12 protein-coding genes and 1 pseudogene are annotated in these 10,275 nt (G+C 59.4%); 3 read left to right on the plus strand and 10 right to left on the minus strand.

Annotated features, from left to right (window positions below):
* Positions 1-20: 20 nt before the first annotated feature.
* Together G3N58_RS22430 and G3N58_RS22435 are read right to left on the minus strand one after the other, a co-directional pair.
* Complete coding sequence (locus G3N58_RS22430) at positions 21-1,016, minus strand: asparaginase (RefSeq protein ID WP_167037509.1); 996 nt, start codon at positions 1,014-1,016, stop codon at positions 21-23.
* A gap of 19 nt (positions 1,017-1,035) precedes the next feature.
* A complete protein-coding gene (locus G3N58_RS22435; RefSeq protein WP_167281396.1) occupies positions 1,036-2,391 on the minus strand; it encodes an MFS transporter in 1,356 nt (451 codons plus the stop codon).
* Between the two features lie 308 nt (positions 2,392-2,699).
* Here G3N58_RS22435 and G3N58_RS22440 point away from each other — a divergent pair, with 308 nt between their 5' ends.
* Both G3N58_RS22440 and G3N58_RS22445 read left to right on the plus strand, forming a co-directional pair.
* On the plus strand, positions 2,700-3,470 hold the full coding sequence (locus tag G3N58_RS22440) for an IclR family transcriptional regulator (protein ID WP_167037503.1): 771 nt from the start codon (positions 2,700-2,702) through the stop codon (positions 3,468-3,470).
* Positions 3,471-3,855: 385 nt separating this feature from the next.
* A pseudogene (locus G3N58_RS22445) lies at positions 3,856-3,978 on the plus strand (transposase); the annotation flags it as partial.
* 115 nt (positions 3,979-4,093) lie between these two features.
* On the opposite strand, the gene G3N58_RS22450 reads toward G3N58_RS22445, so the two are convergent.
* A complete protein-coding gene (locus G3N58_RS22450; RefSeq protein ID WP_167037500.1) occupies positions 4,094-4,495 on the minus strand; it encodes a DoxX family protein in 402 nt (133 codons plus the stop codon).
* A 318-nt stretch (positions 4,496-4,813) separates the two neighbouring features.
* On the opposite strand from G3N58_RS22450, the gene G3N58_RS22455 reads away from it, so the two are divergent.
* Positions 4,814-5,263 (plus strand): cupin domain-containing protein, encoded by a 450-nt coding sequence (locus tag G3N58_RS22455; RefSeq protein ID WP_167037497.1) that lies wholly within the window; start codon positions 4,814-4,816, stop codon positions 5,261-5,263.
* Positions 5,264-5,664: 401 nt separating this feature from the next.
* Here G3N58_RS22455 and G3N58_RS22460 read toward each other — a convergent pair whose 3' ends face one another.
* The 7 genes from G3N58_RS22460 to G3N58_RS22490 form a co-directional block, all read right to left on the minus strand.
* A complete protein-coding gene (locus G3N58_RS22460; RefSeq protein WP_167037494.1) occupies positions 5,665-6,159 on the minus strand; it encodes an Ohr family peroxiredoxin in 495 nt (164 codons plus the stop codon).
* Between the two features lie 616 nt (positions 6,160-6,775).
* Positions 6,776-6,964: a hypothetical protein gene (locus tag G3N58_RS22465; RefSeq protein ID WP_167037491.1), complete on the minus strand. Its 189-nt coding sequence runs from the start codon at positions 6,962-6,964 to the stop codon at positions 6,776-6,778.
* Positions 6,965-7,122: 158 nt separating this feature from the next.
* On the minus strand, positions 7,123-7,269 hold the full coding sequence (locus tag G3N58_RS22470) for a hypothetical protein (protein ID WP_167037488.1): 147 nt from the start codon (positions 7,267-7,269) through the stop codon (positions 7,123-7,125).
* Between the two features lie 649 nt (positions 7,270-7,918).
* Complete coding sequence (locus tag G3N58_RS22475) at positions 7,919-8,278, minus strand: hypothetical protein (protein WP_167037485.1); 360 nt, start codon at positions 8,276-8,278, stop codon at positions 7,919-7,921.
* Between the two features lie 124 nt (positions 8,279-8,402).
* Positions 8,403-8,789 (minus strand): hypothetical protein, encoded by a 387-nt coding sequence (locus G3N58_RS22480; protein WP_167037482.1) that lies wholly within the window; start codon positions 8,787-8,789, stop codon positions 8,403-8,405.
* A 193-nt stretch (positions 8,790-8,982) separates the two neighbouring features.
* Positions 8,983-9,648, minus strand: coding sequence for a XopG/HopH/AvrPtoH family type III secretion system effector (gene xopG / locus G3N58_RS22485; protein ID WP_167037479.1), 666 nt, complete (start codon positions 9,646-9,648; stop codon positions 8,983-8,985).
* Positions 9,649-9,851: 203 nt separating this feature from the next.
* The gene (locus G3N58_RS22490; RefSeq protein WP_167037476.1) at positions 9,852-10,139 is read right to left on the minus strand and encodes a site-specific integrase; all 288 of its coding nucleotides are present in this window, start codon (positions 10,137-10,139) and stop codon (positions 9,852-9,854) included.
* Between the last annotated feature and the right edge of the window lie 136 nt (positions 10,140-10,275).

Below are 10,275 nucleotides of genomic sequence, written 5' to 3' on the forward strand. Positions count from 1 at the left end.
TGGGGCGACGGATAGTCTTCTCAGTGCGTGGCGAACAGTTCGCGCAATCCGCTGGTGTCGTAGCCGAGCGCGATGCCGAGCATCAGCAGAATCCGGCATTTCTGAGGCGTGAGATCGCTGCCGGCGACGATGCCGTGTTCGGCGAGCCAGCGTCGCGCGGGAATCATTCCGCTGTGTGCGCGGCTTGTCTGCACGACGGCGACGCCGCGCTCGCGTGCGCGCAGCAGCGCCTTGCGTTCGGCCGGCGAGGGCAGGCCCGGCGCGAGACCGGCGCACACGATGCCGCGTGCTCCCGCGTCGCACGACGCGTCGATCAGCGCGCCGTCGTTGCCCGCGACCGAGTACACGACGTCCACGCGCGGCAGCGGCGCGTCGGCCGTCCATGCGGCGGGTGCGCTATCCGGCGCGTGACGGCGCAGCGAGCGGCGCGCGAAATACGCGCCGTCTCCTTCGACGTAGCCGAGCGGACCATAAAGCGGCGACGCGAACGTCTGCAGCCGGTAGTTCGACGTCTTGACGACATCGCGCGCGCTGTGGATTTCGTCGTTGAGCACGACCAGCACGCCATGACCGCGCACATCGGCCGAGCCGGCCACACGCAGCGCGGCCAGCAGGTTCATGGCGGCGTCGCTGGACAGCACGTTCAGCGGACGCTGCGAGCCCACCAGCACGACCGGTGTCGCGGTGCGCAGCGTCATATGCAGGAAGAACGCGGTTTCTTCGATCGTGGCCGTGCCATGCAGCACGACGACGCCCTGTACGGTCGGCGCGACCGCCTCGATGGCGGCGCGCAAATCCTGCCATTCCGCGGGACCGAATGCGGACGAGCCGGTTGCGCGGAACGGCACGGCGCGGATGCGCGCAAAGCGCTGCGCGAGCGGGACGCGTTCGAGTACCGCGGCCACGTCGAGCCGTTCGCCTGTTTCCGGATAGTCGATCGTGTCGAGCGGATCGGTGGCGAGCGTCGAGATCGTGCCGCCGCAGCCGATCAACGCGATTTCGGGTAAGCCTTGCATGCGAGTCGTCTCCGGAAAATCAGCGGTTCGGATGAGGTTGCGCGAGATGGGGTTCGCTGCGCGCGTTCATGCGGGCGAACACCGAGGAAAGCGCGGCGGCGATTGCCATCAATACCGCGAGGATGCCCAGCATGAGCGTGAAGCCGCCGGATACGTCGCGCGTCCAGCCGATCACGCCCGGCCCGACGATGCCGCTGACGTTACCGAGCGAGTTGATGAAGGCGATCGACGCGGCGGCCGTCGTGCCGGTCAGAAACGACGGCGGCAAGGTCCAGAACACCGGAAAGCTCGCGAAGATGCCGACACAGCCCATGCTCAGGCCGATCACGGCGACGACGGGCGTCTTCAGCGTGAACGCGGCGAGCAGAAAACCCGCGGCGGCGAAAATCGCCGCGAGTGCGACGTACTCGATGCGCTTGCCCTTGATGTCCGAGCGGCGGGACCACCACACCATGCCGATCACGGCAAGCAGATAGGGAATCGCGGTGACCACGCCGATCTGTACGGTCGACAGCCCGAAGTCCTTGACGATCAGTGGCAGGAAAAAGCCGACGCCGGTCGAGCCGCACACGAGACAGAAGAACAGCAGCGCCAGCACCAGCACGCGCGGATTGGTGAAGCCCTCGCGCAGCGAGAAGACGCGCACGGCTTCGGTCTGCTGGCGCTCGGCGTCGAGCACGCGTTCGAGTTCGATGCGTTCGCGATTGCCGAGCCATTTCGCTTCCGAGGGGCGCGACGGCAACAGCCACAGGCACGAGATGCCGAGCAGCACCGACGGCAGACCCTGGGTGAGAAAGAGCCATTTCCATCCCGCGAGACCGGCCACGCCATGCATATGCGCGAGGATCAGCGACGAGACCGGTGCGCCGAGCACGCCGGAGAGCGGCATCGCGATCTGGAACAGGCCGATCATGCGGGCGCGGTCGGCGCGTGGAAACCACTCGGTCAGATACACGAGAATGCCGGGCAGAAATCCCGCCTCGGCGGCACCGAGCAGAAAGCGCAGCGTCGACAGGCTCGTGCTGCCCGTCACGAAGATGGTGGCCGCCGAAATCAGACCCCACGTAATCATGATCCGCGAAATCCAGAAGCGCGCGCCGATCTTGCCGAGCACGAGATTGCTCGGGACTTCGAAGAGGATGTAGCCCCAGAAAAACATCGATGCCGCGAAGCCGTAGGTGGCGACCGACAACCCGAGATCCTGGTTCATCGTCAGCGCGGCAAAGCCGACGTTGAAGCGATCCAGATAGGCGAAGAAATAGAGGATGCACAGGAACGGGATGAGCCGCCGCGCCACCCTCCCGACCGTGGCGGACAACGCGGCTTCCGATGCTGGCGCGTTCGAGGCGATATCGGCCGTCGATTCGAGATTCATGTTGGTCTACCTTACAGATGCATTCGGCCTGTGCCGTCAAAGGGTGGTCTGTGTTTATTCCATAAAACGGAATAAACAATTCCGATATTAGAGATTTTTTCAGGGGTTCGTCAATCGATTTCAAAATTGCGATGCAGCAGGGACCGGTTCCAGCCGATCGTGCGCAGGGGCGAACGGCTGCGTCGAAAACCTTGCCGAACCGCGCCCCGCAAGGCGCGTGGCGCATCGCTGGAAATACTCCAGGCTAAAATGCCGGGTGCCGTCCGCGAGGGCGAATTCTTTAACCCGCTTCGAATACGTACATGCCCATGACGCCGTCCAACGACCAGCCCATCGATCGCATCTTTGCCGTGATCGGCGCGATCGTGCGAGCGCGCCGCGCGCTGAGCCTTGCCGAGATCGGTGCCGCGGCGGGGCTGCCGGCGCCGACGGTGCATCGGATGGTCGGGAACCTCGAGGAGCGCGGCTTGCTCAAGCGCGCGATCGGGTCGAAGAAACTCGTGCTGCCGGGGCCGAAGCTGATCGAGCTCAGTAGTCAGGTGCTGGAAGCGGCGGTTGTCGCCGATGAACCGCATGCGATCCTCGAACGGCTCGCTGCCCAGATTCAGGAACACTGCCAGATCGGTACGATCGCCAACGGCGAGGTGCTGTACATCGACGCGGTACAGGTGCGGCGCGCGAGTGGGCTGCAACTGGAGCAGGGACGTAGCGCGCCGTTGCACTGCACGTCGATTGGCAAGCTCTATCTGGCGTCGCTCGGCGACGAGGCGCTCGATGCGTGGCTCGACGCGCATCCGCTGGTTGCACTCGCGCCGAACACCATCACGGAGCGCGACGCATTCGCCGCGCACATACGCGAAGTGCGCAAGTACGGTTGGGCCTTCAGCAACGAGGAGTACGGCCAGGGTGTGATCGGTTGCGCGGTGGTGATTCCGTTGTCGACGCAGCGCGATTTTCTGTGTATCGGCATGTCGGGCCCCAGCGCGCGCGTGCCGTTCGAGCAACTGCCCGATCTCGTCGAACCGTTGCGTACCGCCGCCGCGCAGATTGCCGCGGCGCTTGGCGACACGGGCGGCTAACGGTGCTTGTTAGCAGGCCCCATCAGCCGATGGCGTATTTTTTCGCCTCCCGGCGGCGGACGCTTATTTATTCCCTCTGATTGGCCGATCCCCACACGGCGAGGGAAACTCGTGCGCTGGTGTCGTGTTTCTGAACGGATCTTCTCGCCTGAGCGGCAGGTTGCGATGAGAGAAGGCAAGAATGATGGGCCTATCCCTCTCTTGCAGCGAGATCTCGCATATGGCCTCTCGAGTCAGTGGCTCATCCTCTGCAGATCAAGCCGGCTATGTTCACCATGCTGGAAGTGATGCCATGCAATGATCAGCCGGTATCGACTCTGACTGGCATCGACTCCCGGCTTGAGGTACTGAGGCAGACAGGTTCAGAGAAAAAACGGGCTGTAACTATTTTTCGGCATTACCAGAAGACACACCTGTGGAACATCTCGTTCAGGTTGCCAAAATGCGCTGGCGCATTGAGCGCGACTACCAGGATCTCAAGCAGGCGTTTGGCCTTGGACATCTCCAGGCGACTTCAGAGATGCCCATATTGCTGTGTCACTACACACGATTTTATGACGCAGTAGTACTAGCCCGACACCGTTATGTCGGTGGCCTTGAAAGCAGGAGCGGACCGCTCGCGTTTACCGTTGCGTTGAGCTTTTCAGCGCACACGCGCCATCACCCAGCAAAGTGATCGCCGCGGCGACAATTGCCAGAAATATCGGATATTCCCAGCCGCCATTCGGGTTCGTAAACGACCAGCCGTTGCCGAAGTGGACCGTGGACGCCACCAGCAATTGAATCGTGGCCAACGCGGTGACCCAACGGGAAAACACACCCAGAATCAGCAGCACCCCGGCAATGACTTCGAACGCCATTACGGGGTAGGCGAGCCAGCCGGCGAATCCAATCGACGCGAAGAACTTGACGGTGCCCGCCGGGGTGAACACCAACACCTTGGTCAGGCCATGTGCGAGGAACATGACGCCCAGGGCGAGGCGAAGCAATAGGATGGCATAGGGGGCCGTGCGAGAGTCAGTCATGGTCGAGCTCCTTGATTGGGTTGAGATGAGCAAGTGGTTGTGGCCGGGCGGCCAGGATCCTTGCTTCCATGCGCGCCAGTCTATTGATTCGATTTGCAGCGATAAATCTCTGGTTTGGCGATAAATAATTCCGGATATCGACACAGTAAAAAGGCTCAGCGTCCAGTACGCTTGTTAGCCCCCTATCAGCTCAACCTGTCGCGTGGGTCAACCTTTCCGCTTGCACGATGCAACCAAACCCATTACGCTTTATCAACGATAAATTTAGTCGTAGTTAAAGCTTGGAATCTGCGTCGCCGCGCCTACTGGAGAATCCACATGAAACACTTTCGATCACGGGCCGCTACTGCTGCCGCTGTAGCGTTCATGACACTCGGTGCCCCCGTCGTGGCGCAAGCGCATGATGCTCATGCCAATGCCCCTGGCAATGCCAACGGGGAGACTATCAAGCAGGCGTACCAATATGCGATCGCCACCGTGCCCGGCAAGTCGCTGACCACCTTGATTGTGACTTACGCACCGGGCGGCAAATCCCTGCCTCACCGTCATGGGCAGTCGTTTGTGACGGCCTATGTCCTGTCCGGCGCGATCCGCAGCCAGGTCGAGGGCGGTGAAGCGCGGGTTTACCATGCGGGAGAAAGCTGGACGGAACGCCCGGGCGAACACCACATCGTAAGTGAGAATGCCAGCAATACCGAACCGGCCACACTTATCGCCACCTTGATCGCCGACACCAATGCGACCGATTTGCTGATCTTCGACAAGTAAGAGATTCGTCACGCCTCTCAGGCGGGTCGTTCGGCCCGCTGTCCCCACCTCAGATCCGCACCCCGCACATTCCAGCGATGATGGCGGCGGCGATTATCCCACTGACCATGACGCCCACAAGCCATAGTCGGTTCACTGACTGCGTGCTCAATCCATGCGAGATGGTGCGAGGGCTTGTGCGACTGGTGGTTATGCACCCACGGACGACATGGCCGCCTTGTGCGCAGCGAACCAGCAGTCCAAACGGTGTATGAAAATAAACCCACTGCATCGCGGTGCGGCTGATCTGCGCAGGCGGAGACCGGAACTGGCCGACCAGGTGTTGATAACCGTTCTGAAGCAATCGAAAAATAGCGGGGTCCAAACGACGACTCATCAGACTCGGCGTCATGACGCAGTACTCAGCAAATTTGAACGGTCGAAGCCATGCCCTGTTTGGCCAGCTTCGAATACGGACACGTCATCATGGTGTCATTGACAAGTTCGAGGGCTTGCGCCTCAGGCACGCCGGGCAGCGCCACCCGCAGGTCACTGGTCAGGCAGAACTCCCCGTCTTCGGGGTCACGCGCAATCGTCACAGAACACCGCACGGCGACGTCCGCGGGCAGTTTCAGGCCCTTTTTCACGGCAATCAGCTTCAGCGCCCCGTGAAAGCACGCGGCATAGCCGGCGGCAAAGAGCTGTTCCGGATTGGTGCCGCCGCCATTGCCGCCCAAAGCTGGCGGCATCCGCAGCGGTACATCGAGCCCCCCGTCCTCGGCTGTGGCTTGACCTGAGGCACGGCCATGACCGGAGACGCCTCCAGTCACGACCACCGTCGTGGTGTAGAGCGGCAGGAGTTCCTCGCCCACGTATTTGTCCAGGAGCGAAACCGGCGGCATTTTTTCCATCTTCATACCTCTTTGACGAACCGAGCCCTCACCATTGCGTGAACCGAAACAGATTGCCACGGCACTTGCCGGCACTTGGCAGATACACAGTCAACACAGTCAGGCGGAGGAGGCTGTAATGATGCGTGATCTTGGCATAGATTTCATGGGCCAATATCTGATTGGTTTGATGGGGCATGTTGCGCCCGTAGCTGCCGCACTCATCGCTCGATCAGATCGGGGCTGGCCCAATAGAGGTGGCTGTGCAAATTCGGACAGCAGGATAATTGGTATGGCCGATTCCTTGAACAGCTCCGCTTTTCTGGACAGAGTGCAGCGTCAGTGTTCGGCTTTTTATGAGCCTTCGGCCGTGCTGCCAGGCGAATTCACTCGGTGTTAAATCACAATGACCGAACACATCAAATTCAGACCAATTCCACCCCGTTCTCCACATCTCAACGGCAAACTGGATCCGCCGGTCGAGGCACGTCAAGGAAATGGCCCTCAAGAAAGTGAAACGATGTCCATGGGCCGCACAATTTAGTGTAGTGCCCGGGATTGGTTAACCACTACACCGGCGCGTAGTCCATATATCCGTGACACTTGACGTAGCGCTGCATACCGACATGCCCCTAGCCACATCTCAATACAACGTGCTCACATTCCATCCCATCATCAGCGGGGTGTTGATAACGATGTTGGGCGGGCCTGTGGGGCAATAGTTGGAAGTCCATGTCGCTCCTTGGCTCATGCCCGGGCCGGAGAATATCCCCCAGTTCGTCATGATCCTGACCAGATAGGTGCCCGGCCGCATAGGCTGATTCAGCGACATGCTTACACCGCCAGAAACTGCGCTAGCTGTCCTGTCCATCGGGTCGTGTTGCATTGCGCATAGTTCATATGCGCGTAGCTCGTCACACTGACCAGTGCGTTGCGCGTGAAGGTCACTGTTCGGTAGACAACGTTGTTCGTTGTTTGGGACGTCGTATCTCACGAGTTCGTGCCGACGGGCGCGCTGCAGTTGCGGTAATCGTACGGCGTCGAAGCAGGGCCGATGATATACATGCAGCCGACATCCGAGCCGTTGAGCACGATGGACGCCGAACTCGTCCAGACACCGTTCTGACACGACAGCATCTCGCCTGTCGTAGTGACGCCGAGTTGCACCGCATTCGGCTACGCAGCTCCGGTCGTATCGAGGCCGCAGGGGGGCGGCAGTGACCGTCGTCCGTAGATTCAGCACGCCGTTGTTATCGATCGCAGACGCGACCCACTTCGTTCCGTCCCAAGTGTAAGGCAACTGGGTGTCGCATGCGACACGGGTCTGGCCTACCGCCAGCTCGTTCGCGGGTAACACAGACAGGGCGGCAAGGTCCTGTTGGGACCTGCCCCACGATCCCTGACTCCAGTTTCCACTGAGACATACCAGCAGATGACCGGTAGAGCCAACCGCGAATGCGACCGATCTGTCAGTGAGACCTGTGCGGGAGGTACCGTCGACAGTAATAGCTAACCCAATCGGCACATTCATGGCATTCGGATCGGGCCGCGCCGGCACCACGTTGCGATACAGAAAATCATCGGCCGGCTGACCACTCGGCCCGCTCATGAATCGCTGATTAGCCAGGTGACCCGGCATACCCGTGCAGTTCGCCGTATTCCAGCTCGACAGCGGCGTGCTCCAGCCGCGATACGCACATACAGCGGTAACCGGTGTGGCAGTCCCGATTTTCCCCCACCAACGCCTGAGTTCGCTGCGATATAATCGAGATCAACGGCTGGAATTTCAGTGCTTCCGGCGCTGATCAAAAGTGCGTCGATCTGCCCAGCGGCCGGCTAGTTGAACTAGCCGGCAAAACGATTTACCGAATGCGTCGCGAGCGTTCGCGTAGCTGGCTGGAACCAGCTTGTTCTCCATCATATCGGTAATGGAGTAGGGGGTACTCGTGGCTCCTACCGGAATCGACGAGACAAGCGACGCGTAGTTCAAATTGATTGACTGATTCACTGCATTCGCCAGCTGCCGTTGATACTCGGCGGCCTGCTGATCGCGACTGTCCTTCAACGACCTATTGATCATCGTCGAGACGCCAGCGATCACCAGCGCAACGATCAGCAGTGCGCCGAGCGTTTCGATCAGCGTCACGCCGCGGTGCCGACGAGAATGCCGCGCGGCTGCGTGGCGCGTCAGTAGACTTGCGCGAGCCATACTGGAGTTCCGTCGGGAAGAGAGGGCATGCCGGCTGGCAGTGAGACGTTACCACCGGTATTCAGAGGATTGACGATCTGTCCGTTTTGTGAGGCGCCAGCTTCGACCGAGTAGTGAGCCTGCCTGAGCATTGCGCCGAGAAATCCTGTCGGTAACGCGCGATGCCGGTCGATGGATAGACGACAACGATTCCGTTATTGACGTAGTTTTGCCAACGCAGCGACGTGTAATTCCAGTTGCCCGCGTGGACGAATACGCCCTGCGGCACCACGCCTGCAGGCGGTTTACTCTCGACCACATAATCTTCGAGCTCGCTGCGGTGAGTCGCTATGTCACCAGCCAGCACAGTGGGCATATCGGGAGATGGGGCACCTAAATGAGCATCCGGCAATAGCGCATAAAAAGAAGCGAGCGCAGTACCGGCAATCAATGCCCAGATTACCCACATATAGGACGTTCCCCCCGTGTGTTCTCGCGACAGCTAACGTGGCTGTCCGATAAGTTGCAGCGAAGAGCTCCTGTCGGTCTCCGCCGGGCGCATATTCTGGCAGCGCACATTACTTCAAGACAAAAAGCCGACGACTGGTTGCCGATGTCGTCGGGGGCTTGCGTATCAAGAGGCTATTGCGGGAACAGGCCGCTTATCCGTTGTACCGCGCAGTCGGATCAAAGTCGTTTAGTCGCTCGTTCTCGTCTTGACTAAGCGGATACGCTGTTCTCATAGTTTCCTTGTGGTCTGCGCGAATGCCATTTTCACTGATCGGCTCGCCGGCCCATTTACCCAACCCAACTGCTCGCAGTTCCTCTTCCGCAGAACGAGTGCCGGGCTGAAAACCCTCGTGCCCTCCGCCACCTTTATATTTACCGTTGCCGATATAATAGGCGTGCACGAGTTCATGTCCAAGCGACAGATAAGCCTTATCGATGTTATCTTCGCGTCCAATCGGCACGCCGGATGGGCTAAGGACCAGGCTTTTACTCGGATTCCATTCTACGATTGCACTTGCCCCTTTCCCGCTAAATCCTAGAATCGACTTGGACGCATTCCTTATGGCGTTCTTGTTATCAGACCCGGGAGAATCAATGTCATCGACGGCCCGCGTTTCGTTACGCATGTTTCCTCCGCGCGGAGCCACAAAAATCTTGACTCTATTTCCCTTTTGACTAAAGCTTTCCAGATGATCTAGCAACGCACGGCCATTTGTTCCTCTCTTAATTGTAGTAAGCGCATTTTCCGCATCCTTAATTGCCGTTTTCGAGTTAGACTCGATTGAGATTGAAGGAATAGTGGTGCTTTGCACTTTCATCGCGTAACTCCGTAAAAGATAAAGATGACTACGAATGCGCGGCTTAATCCGTAGAGCGATTAGCGTTCGCATCCTGCTGAACGACCTTTTTAACCGATAGAGACGCGATGCAAGCACACATTCGCGAAGTAATGTTGTGTTAAGTGAAGCAACTGAGGCGAAATTCGAGCTGTCAAGGTCGCCAAGGCGGCAACGCCTCGCAGTCATCGGCTGTTCGGGCATGCGGCATGTTTTCCATGCCCCGACGCGATGCCCTCATGGGGCAACCAACCGCTGGACAGCACACGTCCCTGATCCGGTGAAAGATGTGCATATCGCTCCGTCACTGTTACGGATGAATGACCGGGCAAATCTCGAGCTATATATAGCGAGACGCCATCCATCACAAACCAAGAGGCGAAGGTGTGCCGCAGATCGTGAATGCGGAAGTCGTCAATCCCGCAGCGTCTACAGGCAGCCTCAAATCCCTTTTGCAGCGTAGTGATGCGCACACCGGTCTTAGAACCCTTAACAAAATGAACAAAGGGGCTGGTAAGAAGCGCTCATGATGAAGCAGCCGGCTGAGGGTGGTAGCCGAGGTCGGCAAGCCGCTTGAGCAGGCGTTGGATGGTTTTTCCGGTGTCGAGC

It is taken from the genome of Paraburkholderia sp. Ac-20342, from assembly GCF_017104985.1.
In the GTDB taxonomy this organism is placed as follows: domain Bacteria; phylum Pseudomonadota; class Gammaproteobacteria; order Burkholderiales; family Burkholderiaceae; genus Paraburkholderia.

What these genes read in the sequence shown, in the direction of transcription:
- G3N58_RS22430 (WP_167037509.1), bottom strand. Translation starts at nt 1,016, where the DNA reads ATGCAAGGCTTACCCGAAATCGCGTTGATCGGCTGCGGCGGCACGATC.
- G3N58_RS22435 (WP_167281396.1), bottom strand. Translation starts at nt 2,391, where the DNA reads ATGAATCTCGAATCGACGGCCGATATCGCCTCGAACGCGCCAGCATCG.
- G3N58_RS22440 (WP_167037503.1), top strand. Translation starts at nt 2,700, where the DNA reads ATGACGCCGTCCAACGACCAGCCCATCGATCGCATCTTTGCCGTGATC.
- G3N58_RS22450 (WP_167037500.1), bottom strand. Translation starts at nt 4,495, where the DNA reads ATGACTGACTCTCGCACGGCCCCCTATGCCATCCTATTGCTTCGCCTC.
- G3N58_RS22455 (WP_167037497.1), top strand. Translation starts at nt 4,814, where the DNA reads ATGAAACACTTTCGATCACGGGCCGCTACTGCTGCCGCTGTAGCGTTC.
- G3N58_RS22460 (WP_167037494.1), bottom strand. Translation starts at nt 6,159, where the DNA reads ATGAAGATGGAAAAAATGCCGCCGGTTTCGCTCCTGGACAAATACGTG.
- G3N58_RS22465 (WP_167037491.1), bottom strand. Translation starts at nt 6,964, where the DNA reads ATGTCGCTGAATCAGCCTATGCGGCCGGGCACCTATCTGGTCAGGATC.
- G3N58_RS22470 (WP_167037488.1), bottom strand. Translation starts at nt 7,269, where the DNA reads ATGCTGTCGTGTCAGAACGGTGTCTGGACGAGTTCGGCGTCCATCGTG.
- G3N58_RS22480 (WP_167037482.1), bottom strand. Translation starts at nt 8,789, where the DNA reads ATGTGGGTAATCTGGGCATTGATTGCCGGTACTGCGCTCGCTTCTTTT.
- xopG (WP_167037479.1), bottom strand. Translation starts at nt 9,648, where the DNA reads ATGAAAGTGCAAAGCACCACTATTCCTTCAATCTCAATCGAGTCTAAC.